Genomic DNA, 18,576 nt, shown 5'->3' on the forward strand with positions numbered 1-18,576 from the left:
CACTATATAACAAAGTACACCGAAAATAATCAGCGTTTCGCTGAAAGTTGGCTACAAATCAATATTTTTGGAAAGTGCTTTTGTCTATCGAAAAAGCGTATCAAAATTTGATACGCTCACCAGATTATTGTTTGACCCAGTTTCGACCAGGTTCTTGAGTAGGTGGTAATCTATCACCTTGGTCGATGTGGACTACACGACCGCCAGAAACTTGTCCGCCACGAGGGCCCACTTCTTGGTAAGTCCCTGCTGGTTGATTGTCAGTTCCTGGTTTGAAAAGCGGAAAGGTAAAGTACCTTTCTTGGCCGAATATATGCAAAATCGCTGATGCACTGGAAGTCAGCTTGGATGAATTAAGATAAGGAGGTAGGAACGTGCAAAAACTTACAAAAAAACAAAGATTGAGAAAACAAGAATTAAAGCCTAAAACTAAGCTGCGAAAAGAGCGAAAAAAGCACGAACTCACAACAGTTTTTATGGCTGATTTAATCGGCTTGAAAGACCGAAGACAATACGAACAAAAAGAAAGTGGTAAAGCACCATTCCACGATTATGAAATATCGATTATATCCAATTATTTTCACAAGACAGAAAGTGAATTATTTTTTTAAAACAAAATATCTCGAATTGAGATATAAAGAACAGTCCTCATTTTTAGAAAGGAACATTATGAACAACGCAGCGCAAAAAGTAACACGGATTGACAAAGATGCCTGGGATATTGCTACGGAACTTGCGAACGAGTACGGCGTATCTATTTGTCACATCATCAGTGAGAGCGTCCGCTACTGTGCAGAGAATGCCGAATTTAAGGAGATGGACGTTGTCGTTAAACGATTGGTAGTCGGCAGTAAGGTGTTAGCGTAGGAGGTTTGAGATGGACGTAAAGAAACAAAATAATGATGTCATCAAAGAAATCATTGAGAAACATTTTGAAAATATGGTTGATGATATTTTGGAACACACAGAGACCTACTATGAAGCTTTAGGAGCTATTAGTAGCATCAAAGGAAGCAAGATCCCGAACATGCTTCACTTAGCTGATTGTTTGAGGCAAAATATCAGAAAACGTGCTATGCAACAAAAAACACCTAATCATCAAAATTAGGTGCTAGAGGAGAGGACTATGAACGAACTAGTATGGTTTTACTTTGCTGTCATAATCAATCTTATCATTGGCTTTGCTACATACTACGCTAGTAAAAGAGATAGGAACAAGCGTATTGACGAATACAAAAAGAGACAAGAGACGGAGATAGAAAGAGTTAGAAAGAAATTTAATTTATGATTTTTTAGAGGTCTTTACTTAGAAAGGAATATTATGAACGAACTTATCAACGTTACACTTAATGATAGTCATGAGCCTGTTGTTTCTGGAAGACAACTTCATGAGGCTCTAGAAGTCAAAACACCTTATGATAAATGGTTTCCACGAATGACGGAATACGGATTTACAGAAAACGAAGACTTTTCGACATTTTTGTCGCAAAGTACAGGAGGTCGTAGAGCTACTGACCACGTTATCAAGTTAGACATGGCCAAAGAAATTGCCATGATCCAGCGGACAGAGCAAGGCAAGCAAGTCCGACAATACTTCATCCAAGTAGAAAAGGACTTCAACAGCCCTGAGAAGATTATGGCTAGAGCCTTGCTCATGGCAGACAAGAAGGTTCATAAGCTAGAAGCTCAGATTGAGGCGGACAAACCGAAGGTACTCTTTGCGGACGCAGTCAGCGCAAGTCACACGTCTATCTTGGTCGGAGACCTTGCTAAGCTCATCAGTCAAAACGGCTACAAAATCGGAGGAAATCGCCTTTTTGTCTGGTTGCGTGAAAATGGCTACTTGATCAAGCGAAAAGGTTCTGACTGGAACATGCCAACACAACGAAGCATGGAAATGAAACTCTTTGAAATCAAGGAGTCAACCATCACACATCCTGACGGTCATATCTCTGTCAGCAAGACCGTCAAGGTCACTGGCAAGGGGCAGCAGTATTTTATCAACAAATTTTTGAATGAGGAGGCGGTGTAATGAGACCAAGACGATATCCGTATAGTGGGAAAATAAAAAAGCCTATCAAACAATCGATAGACTTTATGATAGACAAAGATGCTATTCTTCAGTCGGATCTTCGAATTTCCCAATCGAAACACCCAATATCTGATCTAGAAATAGACAAACGTATGGCATTTTAAACGGTCCACCTATTGAATCGGTGTGAACTTCAACATCTACTAAAAAGATTGCTGTTGGATTTTTTGGGTCGTATTCAGAAACTCGAAGTTCTTTTATGTTTTGAGCAACTGCAGATACGTCAGGATAATCAGAGCTATCAGGATTATAAGCTTCTCCAATGTATCGCCCTGCAGCTGTTTGGACTATCAACTTGTGACCTGTATTTTTAGCGATAATAGCATGTGCTAGTAGAATGTCATATTTTTTGAAGTTGTTACTCATAACTTTCCCTCCTTTCTGTTGAAATTTTGACTAAAACGGTGAGAGGTCCTAGTCAAATTTATTATAGCAATCGAGGAGAAAAAAACATCCGTCTCAAGACTGATATAGGAGGTCAAATTGGAAGATAAAATCATTGAACTAGCTGATTACTTCATCAGCGAATCTAAAACCTACAGAGAAGCTAAAATAGCGTGTGAGAAGCTATTGAAACAAGTCAGCCATGAGATTGAACTCAGGGCGATGGAAAGTAATACTGTGTAAACAAAAAAGCACCTGACGGAAATCAGGCGCATAGAAAAATAACCAATAAAATTATAACACATTAGGAGGCTCTTGTGAATATACTTAGCGAAGAATTTGAAAATGGCATCCGAACAGTTGTAAGAACTCAATTCAAGGAATCATTCGAAGAATTGTTAGAGCATGAAACAACAGAAAAACGGTGGCTATCTATCGAAAGCGCAGCTAATTATGCCGACTGTAGCGCTAACACTATCAGAAAATGGTTAAGAATGGGTTTGAATCTATACAAGATTGACGGAACCAAAAGAATTGATAGAAATGAATTGGATAACTTTGTGCAGTCGCACTTAGTGATTTAGAAGGAGAAAGAAGAAAAAATGACAGAACCAACTTTATCAAGCCAATTGATTGGCTTAGTGGCAATCTTTATCGGGTTCTTTATCTTGATGCTACTGACTGCTAAAAATGAAGAAGAAGCTGAACAAAAAACAGTGATCATCATTGAAGAAGCTGAAGATTTCAGACAAGTTGCACGAAGAAACCTGAAAAACTGTGACAGAAAGTCAACCTATGATTCACAACCACCTGTCGGACTCGCTTCAACGATTGAGGACGTGCCTCATAGTTTTAGAGAATGCATCGAAGATTATGACAGACTGGCTAGCGACTATCAGGAAGAAGCAAGAATTAATGACCTTCTAAGAAGTCAAAATGCGAATCTCTTAGAAGAAAATGGGCGTTTGCTTTACAAAGAAATGACCATGGATTTTCGGAGAAATCAACGAAAATGGGGAGCTAGGGCATGATACTTCCAAGGAGGAAATATGTCAGAAATTAAATGGATTAAGATTACGACGGACATTTTTGACGATGAAAAAATACGTCTTATTGATGCACTGCCAGACCATGATGCCATTTTAGTTATATGGTTTAAAATCCTAGCTCTCGCTGGCAAACATAATCGCAACGGGCTTTTGATGATGTCAGATAAGGTTCATTACACTGATGAAATGCTTGCTACAATTTTTCAAAGGCCTCTAAATACTGTCAGAATGGCTCTGGGAGTCTTTGAGCAATTCGGGATGATTGAGATTATTGACGGTGTCATTACTTTGCCAAATTGGGAAAAACATCAAAATATTGATGGCATGGAAAGAATCAAGGAACAAACACGGAATCGTGTGGCAAGACATCGTGAGAAGCAAAAAAATCTAGCTCTCGGTAACGTTACAAGTAACGTTACAGTAACGGACGGTAACGCACTAGAAGAAGAAGGAGATAAGACTAAGATTAAGAATAGATTAGATAAAGATAAGAATATAACTACTACTAGTAATAGTGAAAATATCTTAGAACTATTTCAGTCTGAGTTTCGCAGATTGCTATCAGGTTTCGAAATTGAAGAAATCAATCATCTGTTGAACGAAAATGACTCTGAACTAGTCAAAGAAGCTTTGAGGACCGCTGTTAATTTAGGAAAACCAAACGTTAAATACATAGGTGGTATTTTGCGAAATTGGCAGCTGAATCAGGTTACAACAGTTGAACAGGTTCAACAATCTCAAAAACAACATCAAGAAAAAAAATCAGGTAAGGAGGCGACAGACGAATGGGGATTTTAGAACTTATCGAGCAATTTGAAGATGACTTTTATCCGATAAGCGAGGAAAAGAAGTCACTGCTTGCAAAACAATCTCTTTCTACTGCCACTGCTTGCTTGTCAGATATGGCCAGCTGGCAAGCTTGTGGAGGTAAGGTATCATGGTAACTGATGCACTCGAGGAAATGGCCTTATCTTACCATAGAAATACTGAACAGCAGGATGAAATTTGCGAAAAGCATGGAATTCCCTTGATCAAAATCCTCCGGACAAATGATGTCCTTTGTCGATTATGTGAATCAGAACGGATACATGCAGAGAATCAAATAAAGGTCAATGAGTTGGCTGATGCTGAACATGAACGAGAGCGTAAGTTCTATCTTGAGAGATTCTCTCTCTATGATGATGTACTGAAAAATGCTACTCTTGATAACTTTGAGACACCTACTGAAAAAGAGGCTAAAAAATTGAAGTTTGCCAAAAAAATTTGTAGAGAGTGGGTAGGTGGAGCGAGAAACAATGTTGTTTTTCAAGGAGAAGCTGGAACGGGTAAAAGCCATCTTGCTTTTGCCATGATGAAAGCTTTATCAGAAGCTACAAAAGAAATTGCTATCTTTATCAATGTCACTGATTTACTGATGAAAATCAAGGCGGACTTTAGTCAGGAAGAGTTCCTGGTCAATAAGATTGCCAGTGCTAAGTTTTTGGTTTTGGATGATTTGGGTATGGAGAAGGACAGTGAGTGGTCCTTCAGTATTCTTTACAACATTCTCAACAAAAGGGCCAATACGGTTATCACGACTAATCTAACTGCACAAGAAATTCAGAAACGCTACGGTCGGCCGTTTATGAGTCGGTTGATGAAGGGTGTAGACAATGATCATCTGATGGTATTTAATGACTTAAAAAATAAAAGGAAAGATTACTTTTAGAGAGGTGGGACACCTTGTTATTAAGACTATATTTCGTCTACAATGGACACTGTCAATTTTTTCTTGGAAGTTTTTACAATGTGGATGAACTTATCGAACAGATGAAAGATCATCAGTGGGCTTTCTCAGGTATTACCAGACCAAAATTCAAGAAACACATCGGAAAAGACGATGTGAGGTTTGATTATGGTGCGGTAGATTGCTATTACTTAGCAACAAAATCAACGTGCCGCGAACCACGTTAAAAGCGAGCTAGAATATGCGTCAGACTTGGACGAATGACGTATAAAGAATTTGCTAGCTCTTGTGTCTTTGAGCCATGAGGGGCAAGAGCTGGATTTTTATAAACAGGTTAGATAAACCATGGAATATAGCAAAAAGGTAGTAATCGAAGGACTGAAACGCACAATCGAGCAAAACGAAGAGAATATAATCGAGTATTCGAAGCCGTGCGATTCACGGAAAAGACGCATTAGAGCGTTGGAGCGCGATTTGTTGAAGAAAAAGAATAAAGAATTGAGGAAGAAAGTGGAGGAGTTGGAAGATGAATAAACAGGAAGCGTTAAAAAGGATTGAGGCACAGAAAGAAACCATCATAAGACTTACTGGCTGGGCAGTTTATGTATATATAGAGGAGCTTATTAAAAGTCTTGACGAACCAGAAAAAGTCGTAGTACCGCAGTTTGTGGCAGATTGGATTGAGGAAGCTAGAAAATCTTGCAAAGACGTAGCAGACTTCTTCGATTTTGATTTCACAAATGAAGAAGTTGGTAAATGGTTTATGCAAGAACGACCGTTTGATTTAGCCGCTCGTGCATGGCTAGATGGCTACGAGATCGAGGAAGAGAACCAGTATGTGGTGACTTTAAAAAATAGGCAGCCTTTGGTCAAATCGCAATCAGGGAGTATTCTTTATTTTAGTCAAGATATAACAGCTGGGAATTATAAAGTTACCCGCAAAGAACTAGAAGAAGCTGGCTTTGGCTGGGTGTTCGATTGTCCGGGAATTGAAGTGGAGGAGGTGGAGTGATGGCTAGAAAGGTACAAACAACGCTTACCAAAGATATGTATGACCATGTCGAAGCCTTAAAAGAATATGGTGGTTATAGAAGCATATCAGAAGTGGTCAATAAAGCACTTGAAAAGTTAGTAAATGAACATACCGACAATGAAATATATAAATATTATTTGCAAAAAGTAAGAGATGGAAGAGAGGTCACAGATTGAAACGATTCATAGCAATCTGGATTTTATTGTCTGCTGGATTAAATATCTGGCAGAGTATCCACATTAAAAAACTAGAAGCAAAGCGCCCGATGGTTATCTATCGAGCCGATAATCAAGGTGCGGAAATCAAAGGCAGAGTTTTACAAAAGGAGAAGATTGGCGACATGTACACTATCACTATTAAAAGTTATGGCATTTTCGTAGTCACGCAAACAAGCTACGAATCATTGACGATTGGAGATGAGGTGAAATTATGATACCCAAATTTAGAGCGTGGATGAAGTCGCCAAAATGGATGTGTGATGTAACTAACATTTCATTTGATAGTAAGCTCGTAGATATCTGCCAGCAGGGAGATATTGAAAGATCTACAGAAATATCTGTAGAGTTTGACGAAATCGAACTCATGCAATCAACAGGACTCAAGGATAAGAATGGCAAAGAGGTATTCATCGGTGATATCGTTAAATGTACAAGAGGATGTTCCCATGAAGTATATCTAGAAAAAGAATACGGTGGCACATTCATAGGCGGAATGCCTGCCATATATCTAAAGGGATTGCTAAGTGGGTATGCGTGGACTGAAGACGAGGAAATCATCGGCAATGTCTACGAAAATAAGGAGCTTTTGGAGGATAAGGAATGAACCCAGAAATAATTGACAACGTAAACAAACCAAGCCATTATCAAGGACGATATGGTATGGAGTCTATCGATGCTTTAAGAAATTTCATGACACCAGAACAGTTAAAGGGCTTCTACTTAGGAAATAGTTTGAAGTATTTACTACGTCATCAGAAGAAAAACGGTCTTGAAGACTTGAAGAAGGCACGCAAGAACCTTGATTGGTTGATTGAGGAGATGGAACATGAGAATTAAGACATCAAATGGATCTATCATCAACGTTGACAAAATAAAGCATAGCATCACGATTGATGGTGTTGAGTATGGTTCAGATTGTCGTGCACTGGTTTCTAAGCACATAGATGGGACAGGGACTATTACATTAGTATTTGAAGGAAAAATGATTTAAAAAGGAGTAAAAACAATGTTTACACAATACGATAATGAAACAGGAAAAACTAAACTTACGAAACTTGCAAAAGGTGGCATCATCATGGTTGTTGCTATTACTTCACTTGGAATTTTTCGTCTCACGGCCGTGAAGCGCATCCCAGCTAATACGGTTGGAGTAAAGGTCAGTGCGATCGGAGGTGTTCAGGAAAACACCCTACAAACAGGCTATCATCTTAAAATTCCTTTCATCGATACCGTCTATACTCTTTCGACTTCAGTTCAGACGAAGACTATGGAAAAAATCACAACTCAGACCAAAGATGGTCAATGGCTGAATACTAACATTGATGTGAAGTATCGTGTGAATAAAGAAAAGGCCATGACGATCTTTTCAAACTACACCAAGTTAGAAAATGTGAATGAGAGTGTAATTGCGCCAGCAGTTCAACGGGCTATTGAATCTGTGACTGGAAATTACGATATCTATGATATTCTTGGAAATAAACGGACAGAAGTCTATGAAGGGATTGATAAGGCGCTAAAAGAAAAATTTGAATCTTATGATCTTGAATTTGTTTCATTCACAATAACTGATCAGGATGCAGGAGATGAGATTGAAGCAGCAATCAAATCTGAATCTGTCAAACAGAAGGAAATCGACACAGCTAAACAGGAACAAGAAAAAGCTAGGGTCGAAGCCGATACTAAGAAAGTTCAAGCTCAAGCTGAAGCGGATGCTGGTATCATCAAAGCAGAAGGTGAAGCCAAAGCTAACAAAGCTAAGTCAGACTCAATCACAGACAACCTTATCCGCATGAAGGAAGCGGAAGCCAGAGAAAAACATGGCTGGGTTACTGTCAATGGAGCTGGTAGCGTGATTACAAATCATGAGTAAAATATAAACGGCATAGAAACGAGGTGAGCGATGCCCTTCTTTCCTGATATAAATGAAATAAAAACGAAAGAGAATGCCAAAAGGATTCTAAAAGGATATCCTCGTTGGAGAAGAGTCGCAAATGACACTGATGGTCAGAGAGTGACCACCACCTACTCATTCATGCCACGAAATCCATTAAGCGGGAGAGATAGTCAAGTTGAAAAATTGGCTATACGAAAAGTTGATGCAGAGATTGAGCTGGATGCAATTGAGCAAGCTGTCAGTAGATTACATGATCCCCTCTATCGTAGGATACTTTTTGAGAAGTATCTTCAGTGGAATTGCAAGAAGGATGAAACAATCGCAATGGACTTGTCTCTTTCAGAAAGTTCATATTACGACATCTTGGATAAGTCTCTGATGGCATTTGCAGAGCTATACCGCAATGGAGAACAGATTGAAATTTTGGAGTAAATTTGGAGTTTTTTTGGAGTAAACTCGGAGTAAGTCCGGAGTAAATATATGATTTTATGTGCTAAAATTATATTATGAAATAATTGTAAAGGCAGGCACACCCTGTCTTTTCTTTTAGTTTGGAGGTGATATCGTGAAAAAAGTAGAACCAATTCGTGAGCTAGACGATATTGATAGAATGAAGAATTACTTGAAATCAAAGAGTGAACGAAACTATATTCTTTTCTTAGTAGGAATATATTCAGGTCTACGAGTAAGCGACATTGTTCCTCTTCAAGTGAAACATGTAGTTCAAGATAGAATTGAAATCAAAGAGAAAAAAACTGGCAAAATAAGAAAATTTGCAGTTAATCCAGAATTACGAAAGGCTTTGAATCGTTATATAAAAGAAAATCATCTTGAGAGTTACGACTATCTTTTTCCAAGTAGAAAAAAAGTTAGAGGTGACGGAGTAAGTATTAAACATATCGGTAGAGTGGCTGTGTATCAATTCTTGAACGATGCAGCTAAACATTCAGGACTCAAGCACATCGGAACACATTCGATGAGAAAAACGTTTGGTTATCATCATTATAAACAAAATGGGAATATAGCTATTTTAATGCAAATACTTAATCACTCTGCTCCAGACATCACATTAGATTATATTGGATACAATCAAGATGAAATTGATGAAAGTATGCTTACTTTTACGTATTAAAAGCACGCTTATTTATCATATTGAGAAATGGTAAATTAAAAAATAAGAAAAACCGGAAACCCATTGTCATGATTGGGCTAAACCATACTTTCTTGAAAGTCACAAAATATAAGATATGTTAAATATATGAGGGTGTCAGAGGTTGAAAAACTCCCCCCTACATCATAAAAATTTAACTACCTACCTCCCCAAAAAAGAAAGGCCCCTCCCTAAATGAATATCCCCCAAGAAAGACCAGACCGGAGTGGTCCTCACCGAGTCGCCTTTGAGAAAAATAAGAAGATTATTCTTAAGACAAGAAATACTTGTGGGATTTGTGGACTACCAGTAGACAAGTCATTGAAGTATCCACATCCTTTGTCACCAGTCATTGACCACATCATTCCAATTAATCGGAACGGTCATCCATCAGACATCAATAACCTACAGCTCGCGCACTGGCAGTGCAATAGACAGAAGTCTGACAAGCTTTATGCTGATGATAAATCAGCAAGTACAACTGTTGTTGGCAACAGAAATTTGCCACAATCGAGAGATTGGACAAAATATAGATCTTAAAATAAAAAATATATTAAATTATTTTTAATAAAAATATGAATTACCGGATTATTAGACTTAGAGAAAAATAGAAGAGTGTGAGGAAGTCCTAGCAGAGGATAGGGGGGTATCCCCCTCCCACTAGGCGCTCGAGGGCTTCACGCCGTCACTGTACATTTTTTCTCGCGCCAAATCATCACAAGAAAGGAGAACGGTTTGGAATTAAGAGGAATTGACTATCTCAGGAGAAAGTTGACTCTCTATCAGAGCAGAGTTAATCTGAGGTACAAGCATTATGCAATGCAACACCATGAAGCACCGACAGGAATCACAATTCCTCCACAAGTCAGGGTGAAGTACCAGGCTGTCCTTGGTTGGGCTGCAAAGGGCGTTGATAGTCTTGCAGATCGTTTGATTTTCAGGGAATTTGCTAACGATGATTTTAATGTTACAGAAATCTTTAATCGGAACAATCCTGATATCTTCTTTGATAGTGCTATTTTAGCTGCGCTGATTGGTTCGTGTAGCTTTGTCTACATTTCGAAGGGTGAAGATGATAAGGTGAGGTTGCAAGTCATTGAATCAAGTAATGCAACTGGTGTCATTGATCCTATTACTGGATTGCTTGTGGAAGGTTATGCGGTGTTGGCTCGTGATGATTACAATCGTCCAACGCTTGAAGCCTACTTCGAGCCTAATGCTACTCATTTTATTCCAAAAGATGGTAGTCCATACTCAGTTGTGAATGAAACTGGTATCCCTTTGTTGGTTCCAGTCATTCATCGTCCTGATGCTGTTCGTCCGTTTGGTCGGAGTCGTATCACCAGAGCTGGGATGTATTATCAGAAATATGCTAAGCGTACTTTGGAACGAGCGGATATTACGGCTGAGTTCTACTCATGGCCACAGAAATATATTCTTGGGCTTGATCCTGATGCAGAGCCTATGGAAAAATGGAAAGCTACTGTATCAAGCTTGTTGACGATTTCTTCTAGTGACAAAGGAGAGAAGCCGAGCGTTGGGCAATTTACTACCGCTAGCATGTCACCTTTTACTGAACAGCTCAGAACAGCCGCAGCTGGATTTGCTGGCGAAATGGGGCTGACATTGGATGACCTTGGTTTCGTTTCAGATAATCCATCATCTGTGGAAGCCATCAAGGCTAGTCATGAGAATTTGCGTTTAGCTGGGCGGAAGGCTCAGCGCTCACTAGGTGCTGGATTGCTAAATGTCGCTTATGTTGCAGCTTGTTTGCGTGATGAGTTTTGCTATACTAGAAGTCAATTTGTAAGAACCACAGTCAAGTGGGAGCCATTGTTTGAAGCGGATGCGAATACAATGACTATGATTGGTGACGGTGTTGTGAAGTTGAATCAGGCATTGCCTGGTTACATCAATGCGGAGACAATTCGAGACCTTACTGGTATTGCTGGAGACATGTCTGCTAGGCCAGTGATAAGCGAGGGTGGTTCAAATGGAGAATGATGTTTTACCTGGTATCTTGCAAGAGGTTCAAGAGAGGTTTGAACGAGATTTTGGCAAGAGCGAGATTGTCAGAAATGCTTTTGCTACTTTGAAGGCAAAAAAAGCCACTTACAAAACTGCAAATGAGTTTGCGGTTGAAATTGGAGAGATTCTCTCTAAGGCTCTAGGAGCGTCTCTGAGCGCCGATAAATTGCCAGACGGTAAAATGTATTACAATATCGCTCATCGTTTGCTGACGGACATGCTAGGGCGAAATCACGAGCTTGTGAGTGGTTATGCTAGCGATGTTCAGAAGAATTTGAATGATGAAGCCAAAATCGGTCTCAAAGTGCAAGTCCCTGAATTGAATCAGGATCGAATAGCTGGCATTGTCAATCGCTTTTCGTCTGAGGAGAATTTTGAGGATGTCAGTTGGTTGCTCGGTGAACCTATTGTGAACTTTACACAGTCAATTATTGATGATACAATCAGGAAGAATGCGGAGTTTCATGCTAAAACTGGCTTGGTACCGACGATTAGTAGACACTCTACTAGACGTTGCTGCAAATGGTGTGATAGCTTAGTAGGAAATTACATATACGGTGAGGAACCAGCGAATTTCTACAGAAGGCATCAGCATTGTACTTGTGTAATTGACTATCATCCTAAAAATGGTAAGGTTCAAAATTCTTGGACTAAAAAAATCAGAAATGAGAGTTCCGATGAATTAGAAAAGCGTAAGAGAATGAATATTGATGTGCGTGATAATAATCGCAAAGCAGATATTCAGGAATACAAGAAAATAGTTGATGTTTTAGGAGTTCAAAATGCTCCTATTTCACTAGCAAAGTTTCAGGATTTGAAGTATAATGGTGGTGAGGGATATCAAGAACTAAAAGACCGCGTTCGTTGGTCTCAGGCTAGCTTTCCTACTGAAAAATCTTTCAACGGGCATTTCAGAAAGCATAGTGAAGAATTTGGTAATATTACACAAATGCAGTATCTTGAACTAGGGAGAACACTTTTAGGTGAACCTATTGGCGATAATGTACTTGGTTATGATACGGAATACCGACGTGTAAGATATGATTTAGAAAAAAACATATTTGCATTGGGTGATAACAAAAGGGGACGTGTTACAACGATCCTAAAACCAGAGGAAGGAGTGAATTATTTTGAGCAAGATTGGAAAAGGCAACTTGGTGATGATCAATGATGAAGAGTATGTACATTGTCCGGTTTGTGGAACATTGACTGCTGTTTATGACATTTGTGATCATTGTAATTGGCAAAATACGGGTGAAACCAACATTGATGGTGGTCCCAACAAGATGACGTTAGTAGAAGCTAAACAAGCTTATGCTATGGGTGAACCGATTAAATAAAAGCACTTAACTGAAGTTGAAGTTAGGTGCTTTTATTATGCTTTGAAAGGAGTCAGAAAATGAAGTACAGAAAGAAACCTGTTGTGGTTGAGGCAGTGCTTTGGAACGGGAATAACTATAAAGAAGTAATTGACTTTGCAGAAAATAAGATTTGGTTTGATGCACTTGGGAATATATGGATTGCTACACTTGAAGGTGATATGATAGCCAAAAAAGGGGATTATATTATCAAAGGAGTTCAAGGTGAATTTTATCCATGCAAACCAGATATTTTTGCAGAAACTTACGAAGAAGTAAAGTATCTGAATATTTTAGCTAGTATCTAGGAGGTGATCCGATATCTCCCAGCGATAGGGTTATCATGCGATGACGATTGAAAGGAAAGTGGAATGGCGAGGAAGAAACTTGGCAATCAGAATCCTACTCAATCGGTGATTTTAAAATACGTCAAGAAAAATTCAAAAGCTAAAGAAGCGATTGAACTTTACGAACGGACTGGTCTTTCTTGCTATGCCTGGCAGAAAAACCTTTTGTTGCCAATGATGGCTGTTGATAAAAATGGTCTTTGGGTGCATCAGAAGTTTGGTTATTCTATCCCTCGTCGTAATGGTAAATCTGAAATCCTATATATTGGTGAAATTTGGGGGCTACATGAAGGATTAAATATCCTGCACACGGCTCACCGAATTTCTACCTCTCATGCCTCTTTTGAAAAGGTCAAGCGATACCTTGAAAAGATGGGGTATGTTGATGGTGAGGATTTTAACTCCATTCGGGCTAAGGGGCAGGAGCGGATTGAACTTTATTCGACAGGTGGTGTTATCCAATTCCGTACTAGGACATCAAATGGTGGTCTTGGTGAAGGTTTTGATATGCTAATCATTGACGAGGCTCAAGAGTACACAACCGAGCAAGAATCTGCTTTGAAATATACGGTTACGGATAGTGAAAATCCTATCACAATCATGTGTGGAACACCTCCGACACCAGTATCAAGTGGAACGGTCTTTACTAAGTATCGTGAGACTTGTCTTTTCAGGAAAGGGAAGTATTCAGGCTGGGCTGAGTGGTCGGTATCCGATGAAAAGGAAATTGACGATGTGGAAGCTTGGTATAATTCCAATCCATCCATGGGCTACCATTTGAACGAGCGGAAAATAGAAGCAGAGCTTGGTGAGGATAAGTTTGACCATAATATCCAACGTTTGGGATTCTGGCCAACCTACAACCAAAAATCTGCCATTTCTGAAACGGAGTGGAATGAGCTCAAGGTGGATGATGTACCAGAATTGTCTGGCAAGTTGTCTGTTGGTATTAAGTATGGTCAAGATGGAACGAATGTGGCATTGAGTATTGCTGCACGAACCAAGGATGGCCGTTTTTTTATCGAGACAGTCGATTGTCAATCTGTTCGTAATGGGAATGAGTGGATGGTTGCTTTCTTGCGTCAAGCTGACGTGGCTCAAATTGTCATCGATGGCGCAAGTGGTCAAAAGATCCTGGATGAAGAGTTGAAGGACTATAGAATCAAGAACGTGATTCTACCGACGGTGAAAGAAATCATCGTGGCCAACGCTCTTTGGGAGCAGGGAATTTACCAGAAAACCATCTGTCACGCTGGTCAACCATCGCTATCAAAAGTAGCTACTAACTGCGATAAGCGGAATATTGGCTCAAATGGTGGTTTTGGTTATCGATCGCACTTTGACGATATGGATATTTCTTTGATGGATAGTGCTTTGCTTGCGCACTGGGCTTGTGCTACGACCAAGCCTAAGAAAAAGCAAAAAATCAGTTATTAAAATAAGCGGTCTTGTGACTGCTTTTTTTGATGCCAAAAATTACCGAACTGCCGGGGAAGCAGGAGAAAGGAGACATGAGAATGTCAGAATTTAAACCAATCACTACACAAGAAGAATTTGATGCTGCTATTAAGGAGCGTTTATCTCGTGAGAAAGCGAAGTATAGCGACTATGACCAGCTCAAATCTCGAGTTACAGAATTGGAAACAGAAAATGTTGGCTTGAAGTCAACAATCGAAGCTACTAATCAAAGTAAGTCAGATGCTGACAAGCAACTTGAAGTTTTGCAGAATCAAATCGCTGGTTATGAGACAGCTAGTCTGCGAACTCGAGTAGCTTTGCAACATGGACTGCCTTATGACCTTGCAGATCGTTTGCATGGAAATGATGAAGAAAGCTTCAAAGCTGATGCGGAGCGCTTGGCATCTTTCGTAAAACCTACTGAACATTTCGCACCAATGCGAAATCTAGAGCCTGCTCTAGAAAAAACTGAAAATACATCTTATAAAAACCTAGTACAAGGTTTAGTTTTTGAAGATTAAAGGAGTAATAATATATGACAGATCAACTATCAAGAGGAACATTATTTGATCCAATGCTTGTGACAGACCTTATCAACAAAGTTAAGGGTCACAGCTCACTGGCTAAATTGTCTAATCAACAAGCGATTCCTTTCAATGGATTGAAAGAATTTACGTTCTCGTTAGATGCTGATGTAGATATCGTTGCAGAAAACGGGAAGAAAACGCATGGTGGTGCAAGTCTAGAACCTGTAACTATTGTGCCTATTAAAATCGAGTATGGCGCTCGTGTATCTGATGAGTTCATTTTTGCATCAGAAGAGGCTAAAATCGATATTTTGAAGTCATTCAATGAAGGGTTTGCTAATAAAGTAGCTCGTGGTATTGATATCATGGCCTTCCATGGCGTAAATCCACGTACTAAACAAGAATCCGCTGTTATTGGGGATAACTGTTTTGACAAGGCGGTCACTCAGACAGTGAACTTTACAACAAGCGATCCAGATACTAATGTCGAAGATGCAGTTAAAATGATTCAAGGAGCTGATAATATCGTTAGCGGTATGGCTATTGATACTACATTTGCAAGTGCACTAGCTAGCATGAAGAACTCAGCTAATGAGCGCCTATACCCTGAATTGGCATGGGGAGCAAATCCAGGGGCTATTAATGGTCTACCTGTAGATGTGAATACTACAGTTGGTCTTAATGTTGGAACCAATAAGGATGTTGCTATTGTTGGTGACTTTGCTAACATGGTTAAATGGGGATATGCTAAGCAGATTCCACTCGAAGTTATTCGATATGGTGATCCAGACAATTCTGGGAAAGACTTGAAAGGTTATAACCAAGTCTATCTTCGTGCAGAAATCTATCTCGGTTGGGGAATTTTGGACAAAAACAGCTTTGCTCGTGTTGTGAAAGCGGGGTAGTATATGGAATACATTAATGTAAAAACAGGGACTACTATCGTTACTGAAAATGCAATTAGTGGAGGCGATTGGGTTCCAATTGCAGAATACAAACCTTTGGACTCATTAACTAACGCAGCGTTGAAAGAAATCCTTGATGAAAAAGGTATTACTTATGATAACCGCGCCACAAAACCTGAATTGATTTCGATAATCGAACAAGCTGACACTGAAGTCCAGTAGTCGCTTGACTGGAGGTAGAAATGGAAAACTTTGCAACAGTAGAAGATTTGAAAAAATTGTGGCGGGCGTTGAAATTCGATGAGGAAAAACGAGCCGAAGCGCTGTTGGAAGTTGTTTCTCATTCTCTTCGCGTTGAAGCTAAAAAAGTTGGCAAAGATATAGATGGATTGGTTACTACTGATCCATCTTTTGCCATAGTGGTCAAATCGGTTACAGTCGATGTGGTAGCTCGTACCTTGATGACCTCAACTGAGCAGGAGCCGATGACTCAATTTGCTGAGAGCGCTTTGGGTTATTCAGTGAGTGGTTCTTATCTAGTACCTGGTGGCGGCCTCTTCATCAAGGACTCTGAATTGAAACGTCTGGGTCTAAAAAACAAAGATATGGGGTGATTGATATCTATGGGACGGATTAAAGGAATTACTGTGACTTTGATTGGGAAAACCAAGAATGGTCGGGATGACTTTGGGCATCCAATCTATGAGAATACCGAAGTTCAAGTAGATAACGTCCTGGTTGTTCCAGCTTCGACAGAAGATGTCACTAATCAACTCAATCTGACTGGAAAGAAGGTCTCTTATACACTAGGCATTCCAAAAGGCGATCAGAACGAGTGGAAAGACCGTGAAGTTCGTTTCTTTGGGCGCAAATGGCGCACGATTGGTATTCCTTTGGAAGGAATTGAAGCCATGATGCCTTTAGACTGGAACAAGAAAGTGATGGTTGAAGCGTATGAGTAATACAAAAGTCAAGCTTATCGGTTCGGGTGTAGGAGCTCTTTTGAAATCAAAAGAGATTCAGGACATTCTGAACAAAGAAGCGACAGTCATTAAAAAAAGATGTGGCCCTGGTTACGAACAAGATAGCCACGTTGGTAAGACAAGGGCCAATGCTATGATTTATCCAGCTACGCGAAAAGCGAAAAGGGATAATTTGAAAAATAACACTTTGTTGAAGGCGGTGCATTAGATGATTGAAATTATTATCAAGAAATATCTTGACGGTCATTTAGATGTACCGTCATTTTTTGAGCATGAAGCTGAAGCTCCAGCCAGTTTTGTCATTATTCAAAAAACTGGAGGTAAGGAGCGAAATCATTCTGGTAGTGCGACCTTTGCTTTTCAAAGCTATGGTCCTACTATGCAGAAGGCTGCAGAGCTTAATGTGAAAGTGAAAAAAGCTGTAAAAGAGTTGATTGAATTAGATTCAATCTGTGGTGTCCACTTAAACAGCGATTACAACTTTACGGACACTGAAACGAAACAATATCGATATCAAGCCGTATTTGATATTAATTATTTTTAAAAAGGAGAAATTAAATGGGAAAAGAAGCAAATGTAACGACTGCAAAACCTAAAATCGGAGGTGCGGTTTATTCTGCACCTCTTGGAACAGCACTGCCGACAGACGCAACAACAAAATTAGATGAGGCGTTTGAAGCACTAGGTTATATTTCAGATGACGGTATGACCAATAGCAACTCCCCTGAGTCAGAGAATATTAAAGCATGGGGCGGTGTCATTGTAAGTTCAGTTCAAAAGGAAAAAACAGACACATTCAAATATATGCTTATTGAGGCATTGAATCTACATGTTTTGAAGGAAGTGTATGGACCAGATAATGTATCTGGGGACTTGTCATCAGGAATTACAATTAAGGCAAATTCAAAAGAATTGCCACATCATTGCCTTGTAATCGAAACGGTTCTAAAAGGTGGTGTACTTAAACGTATTGTTATCCCTTCAGGAAAGGTAACTGCCATCGATGAAATTACTTATAACGATGGAAGTGTTCTCGGATATGGTACGACAGTCACTGCCTTCCCTAACGCTGCTGACGACACACACTATGAATACATCAAAGGAGCTTAATCATGTCAAGACGAAATCATAAGAAAAAAAATAACGGAGCAACCCCACAGATTAAAACAATTCGTGGTGTTACTTCGACTGGATTTGCTTTTGAAATTACAAAAGAGCGCTTGGAAAACTATGAGTTACTTGAAGCCATCGCTGAAGTAGATACAAATCCGGCAGTTTTACCCAAAGTGGTCAAACTCATGCTTGGTAACAAATCGGAAGATTTGAAAAATCATGTGCGAACTGCGGATGGAATTGTTCCTTTGGACAAGATTGGGAATGAAATTCGGGAAATCTTTACAAGTAAGAACCAGTTAAAAAAATAG

General features: G+C 39.5%; 37 protein-coding genes and 1 pseudogene. 36 read left to right on the forward strand and 2 right to left on the reverse strand.

What is annotated here, in order from left to right:
- Positions 1-124: 124 nt before the first annotated feature.
- Positions 125-319 carry a YjzC family protein gene (locus tag HMPREF2837_RS10835; RefSeq protein ID WP_239665541.1) on the reverse strand — a complete coding sequence of 65 codons (195 nt, stop codon included), beginning with the start codon at positions 317-319 and terminating at the stop codon, positions 125-127.
- Positions 320-374: 55 nt separating this feature from the next.
- On the opposite strand from HMPREF2837_RS10835, the gene HMPREF2837_RS07555 reads away from it, so the two are divergent.
- Genes HMPREF2837_RS07555 through HMPREF2837_RS07570 form a run of 5 tightly spaced genes read left to right on the forward strand, consistent with a single transcriptional unit; the run spans position 375 to position 2,032 of the window.
- On the forward strand, positions 375-611 hold the full coding sequence (locus HMPREF2837_RS07555) for a hypothetical protein (protein ID WP_049549205.1): 237 nt from the start codon (positions 375-377) through the stop codon (positions 609-611).
- A gap of 58 nt (positions 612-669) precedes the next feature.
- A complete protein-coding gene (locus tag HMPREF2837_RS07560) occupies positions 670-867 on the forward strand; it encodes a hypothetical protein (protein ID WP_049549206.1) in 198 nt (65 codons plus the stop codon).
- 10 nt (positions 868-877) lie between these two features.
- Positions 878-1,108: a hypothetical protein gene (locus tag HMPREF2837_RS07565; protein ID WP_049549207.1), complete on the forward strand. Its 231-nt coding sequence runs from the start codon at positions 878-880 to the stop codon at positions 1,106-1,108.
- Between the two features lie 18 nt (positions 1,109-1,126).
- Entirely contained in the window at positions 1,127-1,288 is a 162-nt protein-coding gene (locus tag HMPREF2837_RS11460; protein ID WP_186823213.1) for a hypothetical protein, read from the forward strand.
- Positions 1,289-1,321: 33 nt separating this feature from the next.
- Positions 1,322-2,032 (forward strand): phage antirepressor KilAC domain-containing protein, encoded by a 711-nt coding sequence (locus HMPREF2837_RS07570; RefSeq protein WP_075230799.1) that lies wholly within the window; start codon positions 1,322-1,324, stop codon positions 2,030-2,032.
- Between the two features lie 81 nt (positions 2,033-2,113).
- Here HMPREF2837_RS07570 and HMPREF2837_RS07575 read toward each other — a convergent pair whose 3' ends face one another.
- Positions 2,114-2,458, reverse strand: coding sequence for a hypothetical protein (locus tag HMPREF2837_RS07575; RefSeq protein WP_049549209.1), 345 nt, complete (start codon positions 2,456-2,458; stop codon positions 2,114-2,116).
- Between the two features lie 117 nt (positions 2,459-2,575).
- Here HMPREF2837_RS07575 and HMPREF2837_RS11465 point away from each other — a divergent pair, with 117 nt between their 5' ends.
- The 31 genes and pseudogenes from HMPREF2837_RS11465 (at position 2,576) to HMPREF2837_RS07715 (ending at position 18,576) form a co-directional block, all read left to right on the forward strand.
- Positions 2,576-2,719, forward strand: a complete 144-nt coding sequence (locus tag HMPREF2837_RS11465) for a hypothetical protein (protein ID WP_186823214.1) — start codon at positions 2,576-2,578, stop codon at positions 2,717-2,719.
- 74 nt (positions 2,720-2,793) lie between these two features.
- Entirely contained in the window at positions 2,794-3,060 is a 267-nt protein-coding gene (locus tag HMPREF2837_RS07580) for a helix-turn-helix domain-containing protein (protein WP_049549210.1), read from the forward strand.
- Between the two features lie 18 nt (positions 3,061-3,078).
- Entirely contained in the window at positions 3,079-3,507 is a 429-nt protein-coding gene (locus tag HMPREF2837_RS07585) for a hypothetical protein (protein ID WP_049549211.1), read from the forward strand.
- A gap of 18 nt (positions 3,508-3,525) precedes the next feature.
- The gene (locus tag HMPREF2837_RS07590) at positions 3,526-4,323 is read left to right on the forward strand and encodes a phage replisome organizer N-terminal domain-containing protein (RefSeq protein ID WP_049549212.1); all 798 of its coding nucleotides are present in this window, start codon (positions 3,526-3,528) and stop codon (positions 4,321-4,323) included.
- The gene (locus HMPREF2837_RS11470) at positions 4,311-4,469 is read left to right on the forward strand and encodes a hypothetical protein (protein ID WP_180821094.1); all 159 of its coding nucleotides are present in this window, start codon (positions 4,311-4,313) and stop codon (positions 4,467-4,469) included. Before HMPREF2837_RS07590 ends, HMPREF2837_RS11470 begins: the two co-directional genes overlap by 13 nt.
- The gene (locus HMPREF2837_RS07595; protein ID WP_049549213.1) at positions 4,463-5,233 is read left to right on the forward strand and encodes an ATP-binding protein; all 771 of its coding nucleotides are present in this window, start codon (positions 4,463-4,465) and stop codon (positions 5,231-5,233) included. Before HMPREF2837_RS11470 ends, HMPREF2837_RS07595 begins: the two co-directional genes overlap by 7 nt.
- A gap of 14 nt (positions 5,234-5,247) precedes the next feature.
- Positions 5,248-5,478 (forward strand): hypothetical protein, encoded by a 231-nt coding sequence (locus HMPREF2837_RS10845; protein ID WP_080979395.1) that lies wholly within the window; start codon positions 5,248-5,250, stop codon positions 5,476-5,478.
- Between the two features lie 299 nt (positions 5,479-5,777).
- A complete protein-coding gene (locus HMPREF2837_RS07605) occupies positions 5,778-6,263 on the forward strand; it encodes a DUF1642 domain-containing protein (protein ID WP_049549215.1) in 486 nt (161 codons plus the stop codon).
- Positions 6,263-6,460: a ribbon-helix-helix domain-containing protein gene (locus tag HMPREF2837_RS07610; protein ID WP_049549216.1), complete on the forward strand. Its 198-nt coding sequence runs from the start codon at positions 6,263-6,265 to the stop codon at positions 6,458-6,460. Before HMPREF2837_RS07605 ends, HMPREF2837_RS07610 begins: the two co-directional genes overlap by 1 nt.
- Complete coding sequence (locus HMPREF2837_RS07615; protein WP_049549217.1) at positions 6,457-6,717, forward strand: DUF1372 family protein; 261 nt, start codon at positions 6,457-6,459, stop codon at positions 6,715-6,717. The genes HMPREF2837_RS07610 and HMPREF2837_RS07615 overlap by 4 nt, the downstream gene beginning before the upstream one ends.
- On the forward strand, positions 6,714-7,106 hold the full coding sequence (locus tag HMPREF2837_RS07620; RefSeq protein ID WP_049549218.1) for a YopX family protein: 393 nt from the start codon (positions 6,714-6,716) through the stop codon (positions 7,104-7,106). Before HMPREF2837_RS07615 ends, HMPREF2837_RS07620 begins: the two co-directional genes overlap by 4 nt.
- On the forward strand, positions 7,103-7,339 hold the full coding sequence (locus HMPREF2837_RS07625; protein ID WP_049549219.1) for a DUF3310 domain-containing protein: 237 nt from the start codon (positions 7,103-7,105) through the stop codon (positions 7,337-7,339). Before HMPREF2837_RS07620 ends, HMPREF2837_RS07625 begins: the two co-directional genes overlap by 4 nt.
- Positions 7,329-7,493 (forward strand): hypothetical protein, encoded by a 165-nt coding sequence (locus HMPREF2837_RS11475; protein WP_186823215.1) that lies wholly within the window; start codon positions 7,329-7,331, stop codon positions 7,491-7,493. The genes HMPREF2837_RS07625 and HMPREF2837_RS11475 overlap by 11 nt, the downstream gene beginning before the upstream one ends.
- A gap of 15 nt (positions 7,494-7,508) precedes the next feature.
- Positions 7,509-8,372, forward strand: coding sequence for an SPFH domain-containing protein (locus HMPREF2837_RS07630; RefSeq protein ID WP_049549220.1), 864 nt, complete (start codon positions 7,509-7,511; stop codon positions 8,370-8,372).
- A gap of 30 nt (positions 8,373-8,402) precedes the next feature.
- The gene (locus HMPREF2837_RS07635) at positions 8,403-8,828 is read left to right on the forward strand and encodes an ArpU family phage packaging/lysis transcriptional regulator (protein WP_049549221.1); all 426 of its coding nucleotides are present in this window, start codon (positions 8,403-8,405) and stop codon (positions 8,826-8,828) included.
- 133 nt (positions 8,829-8,961) lie between these two features.
- Entirely contained in the window at positions 8,962-9,528 is a 567-nt protein-coding gene (locus HMPREF2837_RS07640) for a site-specific integrase (RefSeq protein ID WP_049549222.1), read from the forward strand.
- Positions 9,529-9,741: 213 nt separating this feature from the next.
- The gene (locus HMPREF2837_RS07645; protein ID WP_049549223.1) at positions 9,742-10,086 is read left to right on the forward strand and encodes an HNH endonuclease; all 345 of its coding nucleotides are present in this window, start codon (positions 9,742-9,744) and stop codon (positions 10,084-10,086) included.
- A gap of 195 nt (positions 10,087-10,281) precedes the next feature.
- Positions 10,282-11,550 carry a phage portal protein gene (locus tag HMPREF2837_RS07650; RefSeq protein WP_049549224.1) on the forward strand — a complete coding sequence of 423 codons (1,269 nt, stop codon included), beginning with the start codon at positions 10,282-10,284 and terminating at the stop codon, positions 11,548-11,550.
- Positions 11,540-12,745, forward strand: coding sequence for a hypothetical protein (locus HMPREF2837_RS07655; protein WP_075230800.1), 1,206 nt, complete (start codon positions 11,540-11,542; stop codon positions 12,743-12,745). Before HMPREF2837_RS07650 ends, HMPREF2837_RS07655 begins: the two co-directional genes overlap by 11 nt.
- Positions 12,735-12,914: a CPCC family cysteine-rich protein gene (locus HMPREF2837_RS07660; protein WP_075230801.1), complete on the forward strand. Its 180-nt coding sequence runs from the start codon at positions 12,735-12,737 to the stop codon at positions 12,912-12,914. Before HMPREF2837_RS07655 ends, HMPREF2837_RS07660 begins: the two co-directional genes overlap by 11 nt.
- Before the next feature lie 59 nt (positions 12,915-12,973).
- Complete coding sequence (locus HMPREF2837_RS07665) at positions 12,974-13,240, forward strand: hypothetical protein (RefSeq protein ID WP_075230802.1); 267 nt, start codon at positions 12,974-12,976, stop codon at positions 13,238-13,240.
- Positions 13,241-13,303: 63 nt separating this feature from the next.
- Positions 13,304-14,716 (forward strand): terminase, encoded by a 1,413-nt coding sequence (locus HMPREF2837_RS07670; RefSeq protein ID WP_075230803.1) that lies wholly within the window; start codon positions 13,304-13,306, stop codon positions 14,714-14,716.
- A gap of 80 nt (positions 14,717-14,796) precedes the next feature.
- Positions 14,797-15,258, forward strand: a complete 462-nt coding sequence (locus HMPREF2837_RS07675; protein ID WP_049549229.1) for a capsid assembly scaffolding protein Gp46 family protein — start codon at positions 14,797-14,799, stop codon at positions 15,256-15,258.
- A gap of 14 nt (positions 15,259-15,272) precedes the next feature.
- Positions 15,273-16,169 carry a phage major capsid family protein gene (locus HMPREF2837_RS07680; protein WP_049549230.1) on the forward strand — a complete coding sequence of 299 codons (897 nt, stop codon included), beginning with the start codon at positions 15,273-15,275 and terminating at the stop codon, positions 16,167-16,169.
- Positions 16,170-16,172: 3 nt separating this feature from the next.
- Positions 16,173-16,391: a HeH/LEM domain-containing protein gene (locus HMPREF2837_RS07685; protein WP_049549231.1), complete on the forward strand. Its 219-nt coding sequence runs from the start codon at positions 16,173-16,175 to the stop codon at positions 16,389-16,391.
- 20 nt (positions 16,392-16,411) lie between these two features.
- Positions 16,412-16,806, forward strand: a pseudogene (locus HMPREF2837_RS07690) (phage Gp19/Gp15/Gp42 family protein).
- Positions 16,793-17,131 (forward strand): hypothetical protein, encoded by a 339-nt coding sequence (locus tag HMPREF2837_RS07695; RefSeq protein ID WP_049549233.1) that lies wholly within the window; start codon positions 16,793-16,795, stop codon positions 17,129-17,131. The pseudogene HMPREF2837_RS07690 and the gene HMPREF2837_RS07695 overlap by 14 nt, the downstream one beginning before the upstream one ends.
- Positions 17,124-17,360: a hypothetical protein gene (locus HMPREF2837_RS07700; protein WP_049549234.1), complete on the forward strand. Its 237-nt coding sequence runs from the start codon at positions 17,124-17,126 to the stop codon at positions 17,358-17,360. The genes HMPREF2837_RS07695 and HMPREF2837_RS07700 overlap by 8 nt, the downstream gene beginning before the upstream one ends.
- Positions 17,361-17,696: a hypothetical protein gene (locus HMPREF2837_RS07705; RefSeq protein ID WP_049549235.1), complete on the forward strand. Its 336-nt coding sequence runs from the start codon at positions 17,361-17,363 to the stop codon at positions 17,694-17,696.
- A gap of 14 nt (positions 17,697-17,710) precedes the next feature.
- Entirely contained in the window at positions 17,711-18,262 is a 552-nt protein-coding gene (locus tag HMPREF2837_RS07710; protein WP_049549236.1) for a phage tail tube protein, read from the forward strand.
- A gap of 2 nt (positions 18,263-18,264) precedes the next feature.
- Positions 18,265-18,576, forward strand: a complete 312-nt coding sequence (locus HMPREF2837_RS07715) for a hypothetical protein (protein ID WP_065426694.1) — start codon at positions 18,265-18,267, stop codon at positions 18,574-18,576.

The organism is Streptococcus sp. HMSC071D03 (assembly GCF_001812125.1).
In the GTDB taxonomy this organism is placed as follows: domain Bacteria; phylum Bacillota; class Bacilli; order Lactobacillales; family Streptococcaceae; genus Streptococcus; species Streptococcus pseudopneumoniae_N.

Coding starts and splice junctions, on each gene's coding strand:
- HMPREF2837_RS07560 (WP_049549206.1), top strand. CDS start 670: ATGAACAACGCAGCGCAAAAAGTAACACGGATTGACAAAGATGCCTGG.
- HMPREF2837_RS07565 (WP_049549207.1), top strand. CDS start 878: ATGGACGTAAAGAAACAAAATAATGATGTCATCAAAGAAATCATTGAG.
- HMPREF2837_RS11460 (WP_186823213.1), top strand. CDS start 1,127: ATGAACGAACTAGTATGGTTTTACTTTGCTGTCATAATCAATCTTATC.
- HMPREF2837_RS07570 (WP_075230799.1), top strand. CDS start 1,322: ATGAACGAACTTATCAACGTTACACTTAATGATAGTCATGAGCCTGTT.
- HMPREF2837_RS07575 (WP_049549209.1), bottom strand. CDS start 2,458: ATGAGTAACAACTTCAAAAAATATGACATTCTACTAGCACATGCTATT.
- HMPREF2837_RS07585 (WP_049549211.1), top strand. CDS start 3,079: ATGACAGAACCAACTTTATCAAGCCAATTGATTGGCTTAGTGGCAATC.
- HMPREF2837_RS07590 (WP_049549212.1), top strand. CDS start 3,526: ATGTCAGAAATTAAATGGATTAAGATTACGACGGACATTTTTGACGAT.
- HMPREF2837_RS11470 (WP_180821094.1), top strand. CDS start 4,311: ATGGGGATTTTAGAACTTATCGAGCAATTTGAAGATGACTTTTATCCG.
- HMPREF2837_RS07595 (WP_049549213.1), top strand. CDS start 4,463: ATGGTAACTGATGCACTCGAGGAAATGGCCTTATCTTACCATAGAAAT.
- HMPREF2837_RS07605 (WP_049549215.1), top strand. CDS start 5,778: ATGAATAAACAGGAAGCGTTAAAAAGGATTGAGGCACAGAAAGAAACC.
- HMPREF2837_RS07610 (WP_049549216.1), top strand. CDS start 6,263: ATGGCTAGAAAGGTACAAACAACGCTTACCAAAGATATGTATGACCAT.
- HMPREF2837_RS07620 (WP_049549218.1), top strand. CDS start 6,714: ATGATACCCAAATTTAGAGCGTGGATGAAGTCGCCAAAATGGATGTGT.
- HMPREF2837_RS07625 (WP_049549219.1), top strand. CDS start 7,103: ATGAACCCAGAAATAATTGACAACGTAAACAAACCAAGCCATTATCAA.
- HMPREF2837_RS11475 (WP_186823215.1), top strand. CDS start 7,329: ATGAGAATTAAGACATCAAATGGATCTATCATCAACGTTGACAAAATA.
- HMPREF2837_RS07630 (WP_049549220.1), top strand. CDS start 7,509: ATGTTTACACAATACGATAATGAAACAGGAAAAACTAAACTTACGAAA.
- HMPREF2837_RS07635 (WP_049549221.1), top strand. CDS start 8,403: ATGCCCTTCTTTCCTGATATAAATGAAATAAAAACGAAAGAGAATGCC.
- HMPREF2837_RS07645 (WP_049549223.1), top strand. CDS start 9,742: ATGAATATCCCCCAAGAAAGACCAGACCGGAGTGGTCCTCACCGAGTC.
- HMPREF2837_RS07655 (WP_075230800.1), top strand. CDS start 11,540: ATGGAGAATGATGTTTTACCTGGTATCTTGCAAGAGGTTCAAGAGAGG.
- HMPREF2837_RS07660 (WP_075230801.1), top strand. CDS start 12,735: ATGATCAATGATGAAGAGTATGTACATTGTCCGGTTTGTGGAACATTG.
- HMPREF2837_RS07665 (WP_075230802.1), top strand. CDS start 12,974: ATGAAGTACAGAAAGAAACCTGTTGTGGTTGAGGCAGTGCTTTGGAAC.
- HMPREF2837_RS07670 (WP_075230803.1), top strand. CDS start 13,304: ATGGCGAGGAAGAAACTTGGCAATCAGAATCCTACTCAATCGGTGATT.
- HMPREF2837_RS07675 (WP_049549229.1), top strand. CDS start 14,797: ATGTCAGAATTTAAACCAATCACTACACAAGAAGAATTTGATGCTGCT.
- HMPREF2837_RS07680 (WP_049549230.1), top strand. CDS start 15,273: ATGACAGATCAACTATCAAGAGGAACATTATTTGATCCAATGCTTGTG.
- HMPREF2837_RS07685 (WP_049549231.1), top strand. CDS start 16,173: ATGGAATACATTAATGTAAAAACAGGGACTACTATCGTTACTGAAAAT.
- HMPREF2837_RS07695 (WP_049549233.1), top strand. CDS start 16,793: ATGGGACGGATTAAAGGAATTACTGTGACTTTGATTGGGAAAACCAAG.
- HMPREF2837_RS07700 (WP_049549234.1), top strand. CDS start 17,124: ATGAGTAATACAAAAGTCAAGCTTATCGGTTCGGGTGTAGGAGCTCTT.
- HMPREF2837_RS07705 (WP_049549235.1), top strand. CDS start 17,361: ATGATTGAAATTATTATCAAGAAATATCTTGACGGTCATTTAGATGTA.
- HMPREF2837_RS07710 (WP_049549236.1), top strand. CDS start 17,711: ATGGGAAAAGAAGCAAATGTAACGACTGCAAAACCTAAAATCGGAGGT.
- HMPREF2837_RS07715 (WP_065426694.1), top strand. CDS start 18,265: ATGTCAAGACGAAATCATAAGAAAAAAAATAACGGAGCAACCCCACAG.